At 32.8% G+C, this 22,160-nt stretch carries 8 protein-coding genes; 3 read left to right on the forward strand and 5 right to left on the reverse strand.

Going from position 1 to position 22,160, the window contains the following annotated elements:
* Positions 1–15: 15 nt before the first annotated feature.
* Complete coding sequence (locus ACFWUA_RS03785) at positions 16–6,225, reverse strand: IPT/TIG domain-containing protein (protein WP_416198835.1); 6,210 nt, start codon at positions 6,223–6,225, stop codon at positions 16–18.
* Positions 6,226–6,359: 134 nt separating this feature from the next.
* On the opposite strand from ACFWUA_RS03785, the gene ACFWUA_RS03790 reads away from it, so the two are divergent.
* Positions 6,360–8,909 carry a chitobiase/beta-hexosaminidase C-terminal domain-containing protein gene (locus ACFWUA_RS03790; RefSeq protein WP_416198836.1) on the forward strand — a complete coding sequence of 850 codons (2,550 nt, stop codon included), beginning with the start codon at positions 6,360–6,362 and terminating at the stop codon, positions 8,907–8,909.
* 143 nt (positions 8,910–9,052) lie between these two features.
* Entirely contained in the window at positions 9,053–9,841 is a 789-nt protein-coding gene (locus tag ACFWUA_RS03795) for an S-layer homology domain-containing protein (protein ID WP_416198837.1), read from the forward strand.
* 170 nt (positions 9,842–10,011) lie between these two features.
* Here the strand turns inward: ACFWUA_RS03795 and ACFWUA_RS03800 are convergent, their stop codons facing one another.
* The gene (locus tag ACFWUA_RS03800; protein WP_416198838.1) at positions 10,012–11,319 is read right to left on the reverse strand and encodes an IS110 family transposase; all 1,308 of its coding nucleotides are present in this window, start codon (positions 11,317–11,319) and stop codon (positions 10,012–10,014) included.
* A gap of 382 nt (positions 11,320–11,701) precedes the next feature.
* Between ACFWUA_RS03800 and ACFWUA_RS03805 the strand changes: the two genes are divergently transcribed.
* On the forward strand, positions 11,702–18,217 hold the full coding sequence (locus ACFWUA_RS03805) for a hypothetical protein (RefSeq protein ID WP_416198839.1): 6,516 nt from the start codon (positions 11,702–11,704) through the stop codon (positions 18,215–18,217).
* A 38-nt stretch (positions 18,218–18,255) separates the two neighbouring features.
* Here the strand turns inward: ACFWUA_RS03805 and ACFWUA_RS03810 are convergent, their stop codons facing one another.
* The 3 genes from ACFWUA_RS03810 to ACFWUA_RS03820 form a co-directional block, all read right to left on the reverse strand.
* Positions 18,256–19,386 carry a phosphodiester glycosidase family protein gene (locus tag ACFWUA_RS03810; protein WP_416198840.1) on the reverse strand — a complete coding sequence of 377 codons (1,131 nt, stop codon included), beginning with the start codon at positions 19,384–19,386 and terminating at the stop codon, positions 18,256–18,258.
* Between the two features lie 74 nt (positions 19,387–19,460).
* A complete protein-coding gene (locus ACFWUA_RS03815) occupies positions 19,461–20,255 on the reverse strand; it encodes an REP-associated tyrosine transposase (protein WP_416198841.1) in 795 nt (264 codons plus the stop codon).
* A gap of 73 nt (positions 20,256–20,328) precedes the next feature.
* Positions 20,329–22,149, reverse strand: a complete 1,821-nt coding sequence (locus ACFWUA_RS03820; RefSeq protein ID WP_416198842.1) for an LTA synthase family protein — start codon at positions 22,147–22,149, stop codon at positions 20,329–20,331.
* Positions 22,150–22,160: the final 11 nt, after the last annotated feature.

Here is a 22,160-nt window from a genome sequence, read left to right on the forward strand (position 1 = left end):
AAAATCTCCTTTTCTCTATCTATTAGATAGTAGGATGTATTTGCCGCTTTTATTTATATCAGTTGAATTTCCCTTTGTGACAAATACATAATTACCTGTCTTTTCATCCAATCTAGCAAGATAAAAATCTTTTCTATTTGGATAAGCAATAGAATCATATTCTATGAATAGTTTCCCATTTTTAAGCATATTCTTTATCTCTAAAGTTTCTTTTCCATATTGATAGTCGAAATATATGTCATAGGATTTTGAGGAAGCTTTCTTTCCCCTTGGCAAATGTCTTTCTACATCTCTTTCAAATTGAATCCTTATATATGCATCTTTGTTTCCACTATCTTTTTTACTCACTTCAAGAGTATATAAATCTCTTGGATTCAATATAAGTGAAAATGTCCCATCTTTTATAGTCAATCTAGAATCACTTCTAGCCATTGAGATAGGTATGGATACTGTAAATTTATCATATTTTTTGTACTTTGCCAATGAAAAATCAATAGTTCCTATTCCTCCTAGCAAATCATCTGTACCTAATATTTTCACCATATTTCCTTCTATTACTTCTTCTTTACCTTTTTCCTTTAATTTCTTTTCTTCTTCTTTGAGTTTCTCTTCTTTTTCTTTTAGTTTCTCATCTTCTCGTATGGATAGGGTGCGAACTTTTACTGTGGCAAAGTCTATAGCTGCTCCATGTTCATTTAATGCCCTCACCATAAATATATACTCTGTATTTGGCTCTAATCCTTTTACCAAAAATTCAGCTTCATCTGTATCTCCAATAAAAGTATAATCTCTATCTGTTGCCTTTTTCCCATATATCTCATATCTTGTAGCTTTATTTAAAATGTCTTCATCGGATTTAGACCAAATGAGTTTCACCGTTGATTCATATCCTGGTATTCCTTCAAGTACTATTGGTTTTAAAGGAATTGGCTTTTCATATCTAAACTTGTCATAAGGATCTGATATACCCCCATCTGGATTTATAATGATTAAATTTACATTTTCTAGTTCTTTAGCTTCTTTAAATGTAACTTTTATAGTGTTTTCATTTTCCACTTTCACAGTAGCAGCTTCCATTCCCCCAACTACTGCTACTTCTCTATTCTTTCCTTGGGCATCCACCCCAAGTATGCCTTCCCCCATGATTTGCATATCTTTTTTTAAATCTTTTTTATCTACTATTTTTCCACCTACTACTACTTTTGCACTAGGTAAAAACATCTTTCCTGTAATAGTGACTTCAGTCTTTGTATCATTGCTAAACAATCTATTTGGTGATACTCCTTCTATAGTTGGTCTGCTTATATAGTTAAAATTTACATTTCCCTCCGACAATGTAGAACCATCTGGATTTTCAACTCTTACCTGTACTTGTCCCAACACTTTGCTCCCTGGTACTATGACTTCTATAGTCTTATAATCTATGAATTTTATATTTCTATACTCCACCTCTGTTTCTCCAAAATATACCTTTAGCTTTTCTCCTTCATAGCCCTCCATAGTTTCTCTAAAATCATTTCCTGTGATTTTCACTTTTGTTCCCCCAGTAGCAGGACCTCTATCTGGTTCTATACTAACTATTGAAGGATTTGATTCACCCTTGGTAAATTCTATAAATATTGGCGGAATATTTTTATCTGAAGTAGCTGTTCCTCCATCTGGATTTTGAACAATTAGTCTATGAAGTTTCCCAACTTCTGAATCTGGCACGGCTGGAATTTTGAAAGTCAGTTTGTTTGGAAGTCCATAGTCAATATCTTTTTCTGGTATGGTGAGTATATTGGATATTTTAATGATTGCTCCCTCTCTAAAATCTGTACCAAGTACTCCTATGATATTCCCACCTTTGCTGTTTACTTTAACTATTCTAGCCTTGCCATTTATTTCTTTTCTATATTCTTCTATAGGGTCTCTACCTTCTTTTGTAATATTTGTAATAACTGGATGACTGTCTGGATTTTTATATTCAAATCCTGCCTCACCTGTTCCTCCATCTGGATTTATGACGAATATTGGCACTTTCCCCACAGTATGATAAGAAGGAGTTTCTACAGTGATTTGAGTTGAATTTAAATATTTTACATCTTTCGAGTATCCTCTTTCTACAATAAATCTCCTATCTTTAACTTCTATTCTAATAAGTTCATTTCCCGGGCAATATTCGCCATTATTTTTAAGCTCATTTATCGAAATATATTTAACTGTGTTGTCGTATCCTAGTATTTCTTTTTTATATATTTTGTTTCCCTGTTCCACGGTCAATACTACTTTTTCATCTACTCCATTGAATTCCGCTCTAAGCCCTCCTGAAAGTTCTACTGTAGCTCTATTGCTGTCGATTCTTCCTCCATTGGGTTTGTCCCTATCTATGTTTCTATTTGACACATTTCCAAACTTAACTAATGGCATATTCTTGGTGTTGTATTGAGATTTCCCATCCACATATTCTTCCGTATATATATCCATTTCAGTAGTAGCAAAACCACTACCATGAATTTCTACTCTGTCTCCACCTTGTTTCTTCCCTTCATTTGGCACTACAGAGTCTATCTTTACTGTTGTAGCTTCATAGACAAATGGAACTTTGTTTGAAATTCCACCATCATTGTTTGATACAAACACATCAACTTTCCCCGCCGAGCCTTTAGGAGTGATAACCTTTATATATCCCCTTGAAAATTCCACTATTTTGGCCTGAGTATTTCCAAAATATATTTTAGGAAGTATATTTGAAGAATAGCAATAGTCAAATAATGGATGATTTATAGAGGTTTTTTCTGCAAGTTCATCCCTTTCTTCTTTAGACAAAGCTGAATCCAAAAGATCATTCCAAATTCCATCCTCATTTATATCGTTCCACTTCTCGCCTTCATCATAAATTTGATTTCTATTGGCATCCTCATAGGGCTCAAAAAACCTAAAATCAAATCCCGTTATCTCTACTATGTCTCCTCCTGCCGCTGTACCAGTTTGAGGAATTATTTTGCTTATTTTAGGGCTACTAGAAGGCACTACATAATAAAAACCTTTTTCACTACTTGCAGTACTTCCATCAGGATTTACAACAACTACTGGCACTGGCCATCTATCAGTTCCCTTTTCTTCCCTTAAATCTCCTGGATACTTCGGAACTACTACAGTGATAGTCTTGCCATCAATAGACACATTGGTATCTTTGGCTGGAACTTCTACTCCATTTATATACACCCTTGGCTTGTTTGCTAAATCAGTTTCAAAATCTCTTCCTATTATATCTATAAAATAGCCACCTTCTACTGAACCTTCATTTGGCACAATTTGTGTGATTTCAGGTTTCAAATCTGGCAAAGTTATATATTCAAATCCTGCTTTCCCCACTCGAGAATCTTTTTTGGTATCAGGATTTATAACTGTCAAATCATAAAAACCTGGTGCTCCAAGAACAGGTACTTTAAAATATATAGTATCTCTGTCTATGACATTGATTTTGTTCCCTACTATTTCTCCATTTTCTACTTTATACACAGTACACAATTTCAATATAACAGGCTCAAAAGTATCTTGCGAATCTGCTTTTTCTATAATGATATTGTCTGTATTTATAGTCAATGGATGGATTTTTCCTCCTTCTTTGTTAGCTACAATTTTGGAATCTTTAAATTCTACACTATAGGTATTGGTAGCTCCATCAGAAAGAATTATTTTCCCATTTGGCATTATATCTACTGTATAAAATTTCCCTGTCTCTTTATCTTTAAGAAGTATACCTCTATAATAATCTGCTACTTTCACATTGTTGTTTTCAGGAATAAAAAGTTTTTCATTTGGTGAAAAATCCCTCACTTTTATTCTTTTAGTTACAGGATCTCGATTGTAGTCATTTAGTTCTATGCCACCTAGAAGTACCCTTGTACCTATGAGTCTATAGGCACTGTCTTCTGTAGCTGTTGGATCAGGTTTTAAAAAATTTTGTCCTTTTATGACAACTATAGTCCCTGTATTTCCTCTCTTTGGAGAAAAATCTACAATCTTTGGATTGGTAAATGTTCTCACATAAAAGAAAGGCCTTGTATCCATTCCACCTTGAGGATTCATAACTTGAATTTGAGTTTCTCCTTCTCTCCCCTTTGGTGCTGTAAATTTGATTTCCTTTCCGTCTTCCCGTCTCTTTAGTCCCTTTATTTCCTCTCCATCCAAAAACAATTTTACATCTTTGTCAAAATTGGTTCCATCAATAGTGACCAATTCTCCCCCATCTACAGATACTGTATCTGGATTTACATTGGTTATGACTGGTATCTTGTCCAAATTTGGAAGAATAAATTCTACAAAATCGGTTTTTTGATCGCTCAATCCATATTCCTCAGAATTCCTAATGGGATTTGTAACTTTTACATAAGTCTTGCCCAAGTTCTTCACAGTTTTCCCTTCTGGAAGTATAAGAAGAATTTTGCTTCCTATTTCACTGTTCCAAGTTCCGTCTAGTATATTCCCGTTTTTATCTATAATATTTATTTCAATTTTATTGTCTATATTTTTATCAAGTATTATATCTGTGCCTAATTCTACTACTGGGTATCTTATGACTTCTTTGCCATCTGAATTGGTATATTTGTGAATCATGAAATTTTCCCCATGAATAGCTACCATTCTATTTTCTGGTATTTTATATTCTCCATTGGCTTTAGCTACTTGAATTTTCTCTGGAACTACAGATTTTATTTCAGGCTTTAGTTTGCTAGCTACATAAGTATATCCATTTTTTAGCTCTGCCCTTTCTCTAATAACTATGGTCTCTCCATTGGTCTTAGTAAAAGTAGTAGTAGTCTCAACTACTACATCCTTTATTGGTTTGACTTCTGCATCTGTCACTTGACTGGTTTTAATAGTCATCTTATCTATATCAGAATTAAAACTCACATTTGGTTTTCCATCTTTTTCTAAAAATATGGCTTTCCCACCAATCAACACATTTATATTTCTAGTGGCATTTTTTATATCAATATCATTGTACTTTCCAGGTCCATAATTAACTTCCAAAGTTGTAGGATCATTGACCTTAATAATTGGTTTTATCTGTGTATCTTCTTCCTTTTGTCTGAATTCAGGAATATTCAATGTCCCAAAAAATTGACCTGTAATAGTAGTCACACTGCCTGTATCTGGTCCCCTATTGGGCTGTATATCTATTATTTTAGATTTTATGCTTCCATCTACAACGGTGAATTTTTCATAATTTGGAGAATTTCCAATTATTTTTTCCTTTGTTACAGCCTTCATTGGATCCTTTCCGTCTGTAACATTGGTGAGAACTACATAGTATTCTCCAACTTGAATATCTGGTACTTCTACTGTAAGAATACTCTTTCCATTTACATTTTGCTGAAAACGTCTATTCTTTCCCTTGTTTTTAAGCGAATAAAGATCTGTCCCATCTATTTCCTTTAAGAAAAATACATCATATTCTTGAAGATCTGTTGGCGAATTGTTGAAAGGTGCCTCAAAGAAAATAGTATCTCCTATCATACCTCTATTGGGTCTCATTTCTAAATTGCTTACATTTATATTTTGATAAAAACTAAATTGGTCCTTGTATGTATAAGTAATAGTTACCTTAACTGGCACATCCTTATTTTTTTCATTAAATGTATAGTTCTTTGTCTTTTCCTTTTCAAATATCACATTTTGAAGTCCAAGGGATCCTGTAAGCCCTTGTATAGAAACACTTGAATTGTTGTCAAAATGATAATCCTCTATTCTATTGTAGGCTCCTTCTTGCTCATAATATGCCTTTATATCTCTTTCCTGAGCTATGTTTAAAAGATTTGTTCCTTCTAAGACTAAAGTTCCATGTTCATTTTCTACCTTTCTTGAAATTCCTGTAAGGGTAGGCATCAAATCTTCATCTAAGTCAATATTTATAGAACCTATTCTCAATTGTTTTCCCAATTCATCACTAGTCAAATTGAATTGAAGCAAAGTCTCTTCATTGTTTATTCTATTGGTCAAGGCCCTATATCCTTCGCTTGTGTATATACCTACAGTTGCATCCTTTAAATACTTTCCTGTAATGAGAATTCTACGTTGTTGCATATTCCTATTTCTGTCATATATCTTATACAGGGTCACTGACTCAACTACAAATTCCTTCTGATCATAAGCATAGGCTACCATCTCCCCTAAGGATAAAAGGGGGACAATCATGGAAAAGATAAGTAATAGTCCAATCATTCTCTTTATTTTCATACAATCACTCCATTTTTTATTAGTCCTATATTTTTTTATCGGCAAAATATGTACCTTTCTTGAGGATATTGTAGAAGATTTATAGAAATTTGCCGATATAAATTATGGAAAAGTATTTGAAGGGAGTGGAAACTGTGTACAAAAAAATAATTTGCATCACAATGATACTGGCTATGATTTTTCCTTTACTGCCCGGAAAAACATTAGCCGAAGGATATGTAAAGGAAATTGACGCAGAATTTAGCAATATGGAAATTCAAATAGAAGGGAAAAAAATATCAAATCATAAGGAACCTTTTGTATATAATGATGAAATATGGGTTCCTCTAAAGGATTTGGGACGTGGCCTTGATTTAAATGTAAAATTCAACAAAAATAAAAAAAGTATTTCCTTAGACTCTAAAGGAAAACTCAAAAAAAGCATAGACAAATCTACTGCCTCCTATCAACGAGGATACGAAATAGAAGCAAAAGAAAAGATAATGAAAAATCTAGAAGATCAAATTGATATCCTTCAATATGGTAAAAGTTTTACAAAAAATGAGGATTATATAAAAAAAGCTAAAATTCGAAATATCAAAGTATACTTTGGAGATATACATATTTATTTAGATGGAAAAGAGCTTAATTTAAATGTAGAACCTATAATGTACAATGATGATGTATATATACCTATAGATAGCATTTCCCCTTATCTATATATAATAGCTGAATATAAAGAAGATAAAAGCATATTGGCTATTCAAGGAAATGGGATATTAGTTAAAAACAAAGACTACTCTATATTAGACGATTTGCTAGTCTTTAGAGAAAGTAGAAATTATCTTTTAGACATACAATTAGCTCAATTGGAAAAAAGAAAAGAAATAGTTGGAGATTTGAAAATTCCATACAAAAAAGTCACCAATGTCATAGATTTAGAAACATACTTAAATAGCTATTTTTCTAAAGTTGGAGAACTCTCTACAGAAATACATATAGGAAAATCTGTTGGGAACTGGCTCTACTTAGATATAAGTTTCCCATATAGTGGAGTTTCTAAATGGTATCAACTTCAAAGGCGAGATGTGGAAGATTGGATATGGGATATTTATACTGCTATTTTAAATATTTATGACGAAGATGTCCTACTATATGGTTCTATTAGAAATCCATACTACAACAAATACTCCAATTCCTCAAATAAAAACTATGTAACCTTTGACACAAGGGATAAAGATCTATATTTTGATTTCACAAAGAGCAATTTGAAAAAAGACTATAGATTTGACCCTATATATTTAGCAGAAACTCTAAATAAAACCTTGAACAAATACAATAAAATTGAATTTAGCTATAATGTAAAGCTTAGTGGAGATGATGTAGAACTCATTGCATATTCAGGTTCAAATGACTTTGCAAATTCTTATCTATATACAAAGATGGGATATCTAAAGAGGCTAAATTGGGAAATAAAAAGAGTGTATCCTGATTTAGAAGTCAATGGACAAATAGTATTTCCCAATAACAAATATAGCCCTATTAGATTCAATTTAAAGGATAATAGAATTCGCTCTGTAGACCTTTTAAATGAAACTGAGGAATATTTAAATATTCATTATGGCTCTTTTAGCTATGGAATGTACAGCTTTAATCTTAAATATAGCATATATGAAAATGGTTCCAATGAATTCAAACTTGTAGCCGAAGGAGATTTTTCTTTAGATGATGAAAAATGGATAAGAGCAGGAGAAACTGGAGAACAGCGACTTGTTGCTAAGGTTCAAAATGCCATAAGCTACTGCATAGCTATTTGGGATGCAAATATTTCTACTGAAATAGTAGATAAAAATCAAATAACTATAAGCGAAGTAGATATATATAGAAACAACGTAGGAGTAGTATATGCCAATCCATCTAGTGGAGAAGTAAAAGAAGGAACAAAAGTATATCTATATACAGATACTCCTGGAGCAGATATATACTATACTCTTGATGGAAGCACTCCTACTACTTCTAGTACCAAATATACAGGCCCTATAACTATATCAAGAGATGTAGAAATAAATGCCTTTGGATATAAAGATGGACTAGGTGCAAGTCCTATATCTACTTTTGAATACAAAGTTGTATTGGATGACAATTGGTCCTATGGACTTAAAGATTTAAAAATAAGCAGTGGAATTCTGACCCCATCCTTTGCAAGAGATATATTGGAATATGAACTTCATGTAGATGGAAATGCAGATAATATTGTTATTACTCCTTATGGAGATGGCACTATAAAAATAAATGGGAATATAGTAGAAAGTGGAAGTGGAAAAGTTGTGAATTTGGTAGAAGGCAAGAATACTATCAATATATCAGTAAAAGAAGAAAATAAAAAAGAAAGAATTTACACAATAGTAGTTTATAGAGGAAATAGCCAATATGAAGATATAGATATCAAAAACTTGCAATTTAACACAACTTTAGTAGCAATATTTAAAGGTCAATTGTACAGTAGTACCATATCCAATTTCAATGGATATAAGGTTGAACTGCTCTCTAGAGCTGGACAAATATATAAGACTACAAATGTTAGTTCTAGTGGAACCTTTGAAATAAAAGACTTCCCTATAGATCCTATTTCTAAAATAATAGGCTATAAATACAGAATATATGATGGTGGAGGAAAACTTATATTAGAAAGAGATTTAAACTAGTTGCGACAGCGGGGACGGTTCTCCCTGTCGCAAGATTGTGCGGAGGTGATTTGATAAATATGAAAATATGTAGAAAATTTTTGATATTTGTGCTTTTGTTGTGCCTTCTCCTTCCCTATTTTGCTTTTGGAGAGCATGTACCAATGAATATAGAAAGAGTTGTAGAAAGGGGATACTTTGGACAAGGTGGTCTAAACTTAAATGGAGAAATGAACAGGGCAGAATTTGCCACTGTGTCAGTGAGACTATTGGGATTGGAAAACAAAGCAAATTCCTATATTGGCAAAGGTCCATTTAAAGATGTAGAAAAATTTCAAGGTGGTTGGGCCATTGGTTATACAGCCATAGCTCATAGTGAAGGAATCATGGAAGGAAATAGCAACACGAAATTCAATCCCAGTGGCAAAATAAGCTATATTGAAATGCTCACTGTATTCATGAGAATTCTTGGATATGAAGATGGAATAGACTTTATCAAATATCCTGATGATTACTACAAGAAAGCCTTGGAAATAGGTCTTGGAGATATAGATAGAAACCCTAGTGAAAAAGTCACTAGAGGTGATGTAGCTCTCTATATGGAAAAACTTTTAGATATGAAATTGAAAGATAAAGACAATACATTGATTCAAATATTAGATATGAAGCCTAATACAGTAAAAGCTGAAGAAAAAATATATATAAATGAATTGAAGTTCAATACCTCTATTGTAGGAATACTTAGTGGAAAGCTGAATGGACGAGATGACTTTGTAGGATACAAAGTAGAACTTCTATCCCTAAATGGCAAAGTATATGATTCAACTTTTGCAAGCAAAAATGGTGAATTTAAAATATTGAACTTTGACATAGGGATCATGGCTAAACTAGAAGGATACAAATACCAAGTATATGACGAGAACGGGAAAGTAGTCCTTGAAGGAAATCTTTGATACAGCGGGGACGGTTCTCGCTGTCGCAAAACATAGAAGTCCAGCTAAGAATTGTCAATAGTAAAATTTAAAATCACTAATAAATATTTCAATCAATTCTAGCTAAAAAAGGGTAAACTTAATAGGCCTTCTAAAAGGCGTCAAAAATTCAAAATTAAATATAGAATTCCTTATGCAGCGATGCCGTATTTCGCCTTTAAGTAATTCGCTTGATGTTCCTCTGGGGTGATGATTTTAAATTCTTTTTCATCACGAAGTATTGCAAAAACAATATTACACACTTTATGCATGATGGCTCCTAGAGCTACCATTTTAGGCTTACTTTGGCACTTTTTAAGATAGTATTCACGAAGGACAGGATTGTTAGCAGTTCCATTTCGATTTAGAGCAATACTGACTAAAGCTATGGTATGTATTACTCTTCTTGCAATCCGTGAACCTCGTTTTGATATGTTAACATCAGTACCTTTAAAGTTGCCAGATTGCTTAACAGCTGGATCAAGACCAAAATATGCAAAAAGTTGTTTAGGAGATTTAAAAGCAGAGAAATCCCCAATTTCACACATAAGGGTAACAGCGGAAAGAAAGCCAGCACCTTTAATAGATTCAATAAGACGTATTTGCTTTACAAAATCCGTATCCTCGTTGGACTCAACAAGTTCACGCATATCAGATAATATAGCTTCGATTTCATCGCTATACTGTCTGATAAAACGGATATATAGAAGGATACGTTTGAAATTACTGTTTACAGAATAACTAAAGGTCTTAGCAGCCTTAGCAGCCTGAATAATAGCCTTGTACTTCTTTTCAGCATAGGTAATACTAAAACGAGCAGTAGACCTAATAGAGGCAATAATTTGATCTTTAGAAGCCTCTAAAAATCCATCTGGAGAAGTAAACTTCTCTAACAAGGTTAAGGATGTATTAACGGTAACCTTGGAAAAGATCTTTAAATACTGTGGAAATGCTATTCTAAGTTCACCTTGAAGTTTATTAATGTAAGCAGAACGATTATCCACAAGATCGTAATACTCCCTTGAAAGATTTCTTAAATCAAGGGCAAGCACCGAAGGCATAATAGAGACCTTTAAATCAGGCTTTAGACCAATTAAAGCAAGCTTTTTAGAATCAAATTTATCATTATGGACTTTCCTAATATTAATATTTGTGCTATTCTTAGAGATGATAGGATTAATGATGGATACCAAAAATCCTTTATCACTAAGATAGCAGAAGAGTGGGTAATGATAAATCCCTGTGGATTCTAGGAAAATACGGCTTTCCAAAGAATACATCTCTTCTGCTTCTTTGATTTTTGAAACAGCCATAGATAGGGAATTAAAATCAGAATGAATGATTTTAAAAGGTTTACCCACAAAGGTTTGATTAGGTAGTGCAATAGACATAAAACTAAAGTCCGCACCTACATCAATACCAACAGAAATAAATAAATCATACTTAATACTATTAGACATAAACTACAGCTCCTTTCAGATAGGAATCCATCTCCAATCAATGAGTACACATCCTAGCATGTGATACGGGTATAGCCTGAAGGCTCCCAACCAGCCAAATCATAAAACCTCATTGAATGGACTAATTGACTTTTTTAGGGGTATGAGCCAGTAGAAACTGACTTCCCAAGGGGGAATACATTTTTCGTCCTATCCCTTAAGATTATATCTTATGATAAGTCTGGAGTCTATCAGGAGCCATTAGACATATTAAATTAGAAGTAACCTCTGACGAAGGTTGAATATCTTCTTCAGTTACTGAATAAAGAAATGAGATTTTTAGAAAAGTTTTAACTGCATAGTCTTTATTGACTATGACATTATTATACTAGGGGGAATTCATTTGAAAAAAAGAATTGTATCTGTTCTTCTTGTATTTGTCATGATATTCTCTAGCATTGCCTCCTTTGCAGCAGAAGGAGACATCATTCATACTGGGCTAAAGAAAATATATAGAAAAGACAATACAAGAGATCAAGAAGAACTTTTAAATGATATATTGAATGGAGTTAAAATAGAAAATTTCTATAGAGAAACTAAAGATGGAAAATATATAAATGTAAAAGCGGAAGAAGAAGCACAAATAAAAGCATTGCAGGAATTGGTTCAAGAAAAAGGTCTTAGAACTCCAGAAGAAATTCAAAAATATCTAAGTGAACATTCAAGTGAACTACAGGATAGATTGAAAAATGCTACTCTAGGACTTGAAAAAGACTTAAGTAATATCCCCAATGGAGGCAATATAGAAGAATACCGTGATGCATCTCAGACACCTATGCTTAATTCTAAAAACTATTCCATTCCAGAACCAGGAGTCAAGGAAAAAAGCACAAAGATATCTACTCTAAACCTTCCAGACAATGCCACAGGTTGGAGAATCAAAGTTTTGAATAATCCTATTGAGCCTATGGTCAAAGATACAATATTAGAAGGTGGAAATAGCTATATAAAGGGGCGAGACATAGAAATAGAAATTGGGAAATATCTAGTCCTCTATGCAGTAGACAATGGAAATAGAATTAAAGCTTATGCAAATATAAAAATAACTGAAGAAATGATTAAAAAGCCTAAAGAAGAAGCCATAAAGCTTGAAATGGGGATTATAGAAAAAGGAAAAAAATATGCTGGAACCGTAATAATAAGTGAATTGGACAAGTTGCCAGAAGGAGCTTCTAAATGGCAAATAATTGTTAGAAACACTTCTATAGACAAGATATATAGTGGCGAAAAGTTAAATGAAGCTTTGGACTATACAAATGATGAAATATCTATTGCCGATGAATATGAACTTGAAAATATGAACGACAAGTTTAAAAAATACCTGATACTGCTAGCAACTGATAATGACGGAAAAATACTTGGGTATAGAGAATTTGAAATCGAAAAAAGTGATATATCTATTGCACCAAAATTGCTAAAAGAAACTACTCACTATATAGGACCTATGCAAGGTCAAAAGGAGGGCACTACTAGATTTACCAATCTAAACTTTGGCATTGGCCCTACAGATAGTATGAGTGAAGCTACAAAATGGCAGGTAAAAGTATATAGTGAAAAACCTCCTATTCCTATATTGAATAGCAAAATAAACGAAACTTTTGACTATGATTTTGATGGAGAAAATGCAGATATAGATATAAGCCCAAGGGAATATTTAATTTTACTTGCTACAGATAATGATGGAAAAATAAAGGGATATAGAATATTTAAAATAAATGAAGATCAAATAAAAGGTAAAACTGCTCCAGAATTGTTGGATGGCAAAAATTATTCTATACCTGAAAAAGGTTCAAAAACTGGAACAACCAAAATAACAATGTTGAAATTTAATGGAATAGCTGAAGCTACCAAGTGGATGTACAAAGTTGGAGCGCAATTGTCTCCACCTGTATTAGACAAAGTTGTAGAAGAAAGTTTAGACTACACTTTAGGACAAGATATAAAGATTGATATAGAAGAAAAACTACTACTTCTAGCTACTGATGATGAAGGAAAAGTAAAAGGATATAAAATATTCAATATGGACAAAAACATGATAAAAGATCCACCACCAATACTACTTAAAGAAGGTTTTCATTATTCTAACCCTGTAAAAGGCAATACTGTTGGCACCACAAAATTTGAAATATTGGCCTTTACTGATTCATTGAAAGATGCAAACCAATGGAGATATAAGATAAGCAATGAACCTTTTGATGTACCAGAATTGGATAGTATCATCGACAAGGCTATAGAATTTAAGGTTTTGGACAGTATAGGAACAAACTTAAAAGGAAATGAGCATCTGCTACTTTTAGCAACCGACAATTTGGGAAAGACCAAAGGATATGCTGTATTCCAATTAAATGAAAACCAAGTCAAAATGCCTAATGCACCAGAGCTAAAAAAGGATTTAAACTATTCTCAAATAGAACCCGGCACGGCAAGTGGTACTACAAGAGTAGTTGGACTTAATTTTATAGGTTTGCCAGAAAGTACAAATCAGTGGAGATACAAAGTACAAGACAAAGAATTCCCAACTCCAGAACTAAACAGCACCTTAAATGGTGCCATTGTATACAATCCTGGCTCAAATATAAGAATTTCAGAAGGAGAATATTTGGCAATACTCGCAACAGATGGAAATGGGAAAATAAAAGCTTTTGCTACATTTAAAGTAACAAAAGAACAGATAAAATCTCCAAATGCTAAATTTTTAGCACCCACAACTAATTATTCTGAACCTGAGCCAGGAAATGTGGAAAATAGTACAAAATTCAGTTTCTTAAGCTTTTCTGGAATTGATAAAGCAACCAATTGGATGTATAAAATAGATGACAGGAGTTTTGGAAGCATTGGACTTGACAACATCGTAGAAGGTTCAAAATCCTTTGATGGAGCAAATAAAAATTTAAGTCCTGTAAAAGAAGAACAGTATTTACTTCTCTTAGCTACTGATGTGAATGGAAAAGTTAAAGCTTATAGAGAGTTTAGATTGTCAGACAACAATATAAGAGGCAAAAATGCTCCAAAACTTCAAAACACTAACTACAAAGTTCAGGCTGGATCTCAACCAGGAACCTCTAAATTGACAGATTTGGAATTCTGGGGAATTGAAGACGCTACTAGATGGAAAGTAAAGGTCATTGCAAATGAATATGATAAAACTCAAATAGAAAATAGTATTTACAACAATTCCATTGTTGAAGGCTCATACTTTTACAATGAAAACCAAGATATTCAAGTATTGCTAGGACAATATATACTTATATTGGCTACAGACAACAGCGGAAAGACAAAAGCCTATGATTTCGTCAAAATAGAAAAAGGCATGGTACTAGAATATGCCCCTAAAATTGAAAATGTTGAATTAAAAGAAGGTAGTGCCATTGACACTGTACAAATAACAGGGTCTATTCCAGATGGTACCAATGCTCAAATAATAGTGCAGAATGCTGCCTTTACCACCCCTGCACTAGACCAAGTATTGACAGGTGGAAAAAATTATACATTAGGTACAGATATTGAAGTAGTATTTGGGCAAAATATTGGTCTATATGCAATAGATAGTAAAAACAAAATAAAAGGATTTAGATTTTATGAACTCACTGGTGAAAATGGAGACAAAATTAAAAAAGCCACTGCTACAATGAAATCTTCTAAATCCGACAATATAATTCCTGAAGGTAGTATTGTCATTGGTGGAGAAGAAATAGAAATTACCTTGACTAATGCAAAATGGTCTCAAGATATAAGAACAAATGAACTAAAAAGAATCGCACTGTACAATGGCTTTAAACCCAACAATCAGTCTTCAGAATGGACAAAAGTTGTCAATGCAATGATAGCTGATGGAAGTGGAGCTATATCTAGAGATTCAGATGAAAAATTAACTATACTTCTTCCTGAAGTGTCTAAATATGATATAAGAGAAAAACAAGAAATTTCATTGACTATACCTGCCAATTGTATAGAAAAAGCTATAAACTCTGTAAAGGTAGATGAAAAACTAACTATCATGCCTACAGTTAAAGCTACTATTTCAGGAGATGTAGTATCTTCAATAGTGAGAGAAAAAGATATAGTGGCAGGTGGCAAAACCATAGTCATAGAAATTCAAGATGGAAGCTTAAAAAGCACTATTGATAGAGATAAGTTGATTGGTGGATTTAAGGTGGTAGATACAGATAATAATTGGAACAAAATAGCTAGTAAAATTGATACTTCACATATTGTGAGAAATTCAAGCAAAAAAGTAACTATCACTTTACCAAAAATTTCAGATTTCACTATGGGAACAAATAAAGAAACTATTAAACTTGAAATACCAAAGGAACTTATAGAAGGTGCTACTTCAGATGTAATTGCTACACCTGCATTTTCAATATATCCTGATATAATACAGATAGACGGAAAAGCAGTTGAACATAATGATAGCATATCTATGATAGCTCCTGACCAGAGAGAAATAAAAAAAGATAAAAATACTTGGACTTTAGAAATAACCAACTCTACATTGAAAGACGAAATAACTAACAATGATATAGCTATAATAGGCCTTCCTACTGGGCTTAAAGGAGAAGTAAAAAGAATAGATGACAAACATATATCCATCACAGTTTCTGGAGTAGCCAATACTTCTCTAAAAGAAAAGCAAACAGTAAAGATAAGAATTAAAGGCAGTGCTGTAGTAGAGCTAAACTCTCTTGATTCTAAAGATATTGATGTATTTATAGAACCAGGAATTGCCAAATCATTGGATAAAGTTGAATATGAACTAAAGTTTAAAGAAAATGAATTGTTGCTCTATCTAACTGGTGTAGATGAAGAAATGGAGTACAGCAAAAATTCCACCAATGGTACGAATGGTACTTGGACAAAGATAGTTCTAGCCAAAAATACAAATGAAATCAATATAGGCAAAGCAGAGCCTATGAAAATATATATAAGAGAAGCTGCACAGCCAAAGGTATTTAGAGAAGTTTCAACTCTTTTCTATGGTGAAATGCCTAAAGATGTATATGTAGAAAAAATTGAATATGTAAAAGAAAATGATAATTTTTATGGAAAAGTAAGTCTTAAAGGTATCGACAACACTATGGAATATAGCAAAGACAGTGGCAAGACTTGGAGTGGCATTGATGATGTTGACAATTTAGAAATATTATTGGATGAAACTTCAGATCTTCGAATTAGGAAAAAAGCCATTGTTGGAAAAAACGGAAGTCTTCCTTCTCTACCAACCAATAGGTTAAATGGACTGTTTTTAGGCAATACCTTTATGAATGCAGGAGAAGGAAAACTTATTTATACAAATACTTCTATGGAATATAGTCTAAATGGAAAAGATGGAACTTTTACTGCTACCAAGAACAATGAAACCCCTGTGAATTTTGTCAAGGGCAACAATGTTTGGATAAGGGAAAGAAACAATTCTACAAATAGTATTGAATTGGGAACAGTAGGTCAAGAAGAAAAACCAGATATAGAAAATATAACTTTTGATATAGGTGAAGGGAAAATAAATAATGCTACAGCACAGGATTTAGAATATAGAATAGGAGATGGAAATTGGCAAAAAATAAATGCCAACAATGTAGCTAACAATGTAGAATTTAAAGCTGGAAATTTAGAATTTAGGAAAAGAGGAAACTTAACCAATTTGCCATCAATTCCAGTGAAAAAAGCTACTATTGTTCCTCCTGGTGATGGACCAAAATTGAAAACTGATGATTTCAAAAAAGAAATATATTATTTTGAAAATAGTTCTTGGCATATATTAGACGACAAATATGAATATAAAATAGGAAGTACTGGCAATTGGCAGTTGGGAAGCAATTTGAATAAGGATGAAAACAGAAATGAAAATGTTCTCGTATATGTGAGAAAAAAAGCGACAAGTAGTGAATTAGCAAGCAATCCAACTTCAGTTAATTTCACAAAAAATATCGAGCTAAACAATGTAAAAATAAATGTAGCTGAAAATGCAATTTTGGGAACTAAGTCTATTATGGAATATAGTACAAATTCCACAGATGGATTGGATGGCAATTGGAAAATATGTAATGAAGGAAAGACTACTTTAGAATTTGGGCAAGGAATGAATATATGGATAAGAGAAAAATCCAAACCATTGAACAAATTAAAAATAGCTGAAAACATCAAAAAAGAAAATGTACCCACATTAGAATATGTCTATTACAATATAGCTACAGGAAAAATATCCAATCAAACCAATCAAAATCTTGAATATAGGATAAACAATGGAGCATGGCAAAAAATATATGGAAACACAGATATATATGAAGTAAAATTTGATTGGGGTAGATTTGAGTTTAGAAAAATAGCCACTGAAAATACCTTGGCATCAAATCCAGTATTGAAAGTGAATATTAAAGCTCCACTATCTGCTCCTACAATAGAATATGATGATGTTAAGAATACAGTGAAATCTATAAATGGGAAAACTGCATCAGAATGGAACTTGTTTGAATATAGGATAAACCCTATAAATAAAGAAAGCCCATGGATATCAGGAGAACTATTGGCAGGAGAAGACTTAAACGGAGACAAATTGCTTGAAATAAGAGCAAAAGCTACTTGGGACACATTGGCAAGTAAAATAGGACAAATTCATTTTACGCCAAATTTGCCTCTTGAAGCAGTGAGTTTGAGCATACACACTACACCAATAGAGCTAAATGGAACTACTGATGGAATGCAATATAGGATAAATGATACCGATTGGAAGGATTGTGCTAATGGAAATACTCAACTAAAGAGAAGGGATGGCTCAGATTTAAATGACATGTTAGATGTGAAAAAAATCGAAATTCGAGACAAAAATCAAACTTCAAATATAATCACAATTTGGCCATAAAATAAAATGCGACAGCGGGGACGGTTCTCCCTGTCGCATTATTCATATACCATCAATACTGTATGCAATTTTCTTCCTGCTGGAGTTATGGTCTTTCCATTGGCATATAATGCTGATGATGCTCCTCCATCAAGATTCATTGCCCTATCTGCTCCTAGTTTCACCATTATTTGAGATAATTCCTTCATATTGAGATTGGAGCCTGTCACAAGAAGCAATTTATTGTTTTTAGTTATTCCTATGGCCGATCTTTGACCTCTATTTTTAGTTATCTTGTCTTCTTTAAATCCATTTTTATTTGGATCATAAATGGATTTCCCATTTTCCACTAAATATGGTCCTGCAGATATTATGGATTTGATATTGTTTTGTTTGATTTCCTTTAGCTCTTCTTGTTTCTTTTGTGCATTTTCTTTTGCTTCCAATATTTCATACTCGAGTTCTATTTTATCTCCTACTTTAAATCTTTGATCTACATAATTTTCAAAGCTTTTAGTGTTCCCATAATATATTACATAGCCATTTTTAGGGATAGACGCCTGTTTTGCATTTTTAGTTACTTTAGTGACTTTGTCTTTTATTACTTCTATGGCTATTCCACCGTTTAAATCTATTTTACTTCCCCTCGCTGGGGTATATATGTATGCACCAGTAGAATCTTTTGGTACATTATTTACATACCATATTTTAAATAAATTGTAATCCATGGATTGGGTTTCATTGTTCCAATTGTTTTCTCTAAACCCATTTATGTATCCATTTATCCCCATATTATATTGACCTATTTGAACTTTCCCGTCATCTGTGACTATCATAGACGCAGGACTGCCCTCAAGATATTGAAATTTGTTATCTATCATGATAGCGCCCATAGGCTCTAAAGTTTTATATGCATCAAAATAATTTGCATTTATAGCTGCTATGGGCTTTTTTCTCTTTATCATATTAGAAAAATCCTCGTGGCCACCAATCTTGTCATTGGCAATAGTCACACCTAATTGAATATTGGTATTGTTTAAATCAACTGTCACAACATTTACAGTTTTCTTCTGATTGTTGATAGTAACTGTCTTTTTCCCATAGCCTACTGAATTTGATTTTGCCACAGATACTTGACTCATCATTAAAACCATTGTCAAAACAATTGCAAACACTTTCTTTTTACGCATCTTTTTGTCCTCCTTTTTTTGCGACAGCAGGGACGGTTCTCCCTGTCGCAAATTGCCCTAGTTGTAGTTCGTTTTTAGCTATCTCTCAGTGCTCTAGCTATTGTATCTTTACTTATTCCTGTAATATTTGACATTTGCCTTGTTGATAGCTTGACATTAGCATCTATTTCTCTTATTATTTTAGTTCTAATTTTCTTATCTTTTAATTCAGGCAAGTCTTCTAATGTTAATCTGTATCTTTTAAGTATTTGTTCAATTTTTTCTATTTGAACCTTTTCTATATCTTCTTCCTTCTCTTCTAAATCCATGAAAACCTTTTCACAATCTAGTGCAGAAAATTTTTCAAATTCTTTTATAGCTATAGCCTTATTTTCTGAAAAAATATTTAGTATAAATTCTGTTGATGTGATTTCGTCTTCATTATTACATTTGTCAATATAGGCGTTGTAGCTACTCCATTCATAATCTGATGGTTCTTTGACGAGAACAGCTTTTACTGGATTGTTGTGTATATATCTTATGCAGGCCAATAGATAATCTTCGGATTCAATCCTTTCGCTTCTAAATCTATCTTGAAACAAATGCCCTACTCTTTCATACTTTTTGTTAAAATAGTATGAATAGCTAATACATATTCTTTTCATGGTTCTAGATATTGGATCTCTTTCTTCTTTTATTAGCAAGTGCACATGGTTGTCCATTATGCAGTAGCCATATAATGTATATTCCCCTTCTGAATTCACGTTCCCTAATATCTCTAGAAATTTCGCTTTGTCATCATGGTCTAAAAATATATCCATTCTATTGACGCCTCTTAGCATGACATGATATATTCCTGTGCTAGCCATGACTCGTGGCAATCTAGGCATGACAATTCACACTCCCTGATAAATATATATATCTATTATATCCAATTTTCTCCTAAGTTTCATTAAGAAAATATCATTTATGTAAATTTTGCGACAGAAAGAACCGTCCCCCTTGTCGCAAAACATAGTTGGATTTGTTTATCTCTTCTATGGCTCTATTGTAGTTTTCTTTGCATTTTTCCAAATCCACTGGTTCTCTTGTGTCTAGATAATAGGCACGACTGTGTTTATATACTCCATCTCTGGACATGACAAATACCTTTTCATTATCTATAAAGGAGCCTTTGAGCATATAAGTCTGTTGTGCTACAAAGCTGTCTTCTGTATTTAATATGTCTTTCCCAAACATAACTCCCTTTTCATTTTTAACTCCCATGATATTTAGTATTGTTGGAAGAAAGTCTAATTGACAGCTGACCTTTGATACAGTTTCATTTATGTCTTCTCCGGGTACATGAATGATAAGGGGTATATTCATCATGGAATCATAGTCATATTGATATCCTAGATAATCTGTCATTATTTTTTCATTGGCCTCGTCCATGCTGGATAGTGCAAAGTGATCTCCATATATGGCTATAACTGTGTCATCATACAGTCCTTCTTTTTTTAAACTTTCTATGAACTCTCCTATTGCTTCATCTGTATAATGTATGGCTTGAAGATAATTGCCAAACATGGTGTCTTTGTGTTCTGGTCTTAATTTTATTACATGATATTTTTCAGGCATAGTAAATGGCGTATGGCTAGATAATGTGATCATGAACGCATGAAACGGCTTTTCCATTTCCTTTAAATAAGGCAGGGATTGTTTGAAAAAGTCTTTGTCGCTTAAACCCAAAGCTATAGTTTCTCCAACATTGTAATCCTCTCCACTTATAAATCTCTCAAAACCTTGATTTGGATAGGCCGCACTTCTATTCCAAAATTCCTTTTTATATCCATGAAATACCCAAGAAGTATATCCATTGTCCCTGAGTATCCAAGGTAGTCCATAAAAAGTAATGTCTTGATATTGGGTATAGGTAGGGTCTTCCATAGATGGATAAAGAGAATTGTTTGACACAAATTCTGCATCGGATGTGTTTCCTCTACCTAGAAGTTGATAATATCTATCGAAATAAATACTGCTATTATCTTTTATAAAGGAATTCAAATTTGGTGTGACTTCTTGCCCATCATAATATTCATTGATAACAAAGTTCTGTAATCCTTCTACTTGAATGACCAAGAGATTTTTACCTTTCCCTATTCCAGTTAATTTTCCATTGTCAACCATGGCCCTCTTTCTTAAATAGGCCAAATCTTCTTCCGTAAATTCTCCTTCACCTTTAGCACTTTCACTTCTAAATAAACTGGCAAAATCCTTGGCATGATAAGTAAAAAGCTCTTGTCTTCCAAGTACAGTTCCATATCCCCCAATACTTAAAACAGTTATGACTATGGCTAATGTCAAGGCCAATAAGGAAGGAACTCCAATTCTAATTTTCTTTTCATATACTTTTGTGCTTTTTTTAATTTTCTTCTTTTTCTTGCTTGAATATACAAATAAAAATGGTATATCAGCTATAAACAATAGATGCAGCGGATTTATGACAGCCCTCACACTGTCTCCTACTTGAGCTACTGCACCAAGTTGTTTGAACATGATGATAGAGGGCAAATTGTTGAAATAATGATAATACACTGCATCAGCAAACATAATAGCTGACATGATATTGTAGAAGGAAAAAGCTATTGATTGCTTTTTCTTATTTCTACTAAAATATATAAGTGTAAAAGCAAAAAGTGTGAAAAGAGTACTTACTGTAAATATTATGGCTTGATTGTACTGTATTCCAGTTAATTTTATAAATAATATTATTTTTAAAATAAATAGTATAGTTAAAACCATTTTCTACCTCC

The organism is Sporanaerobacter sp., assembly GCF_047830725.1.
Taxonomy (GTDB): domain Bacteria; phylum Bacillota; class Clostridia; order Tissierellales; family Sporanaerobacteraceae; genus Sporanaerobacter.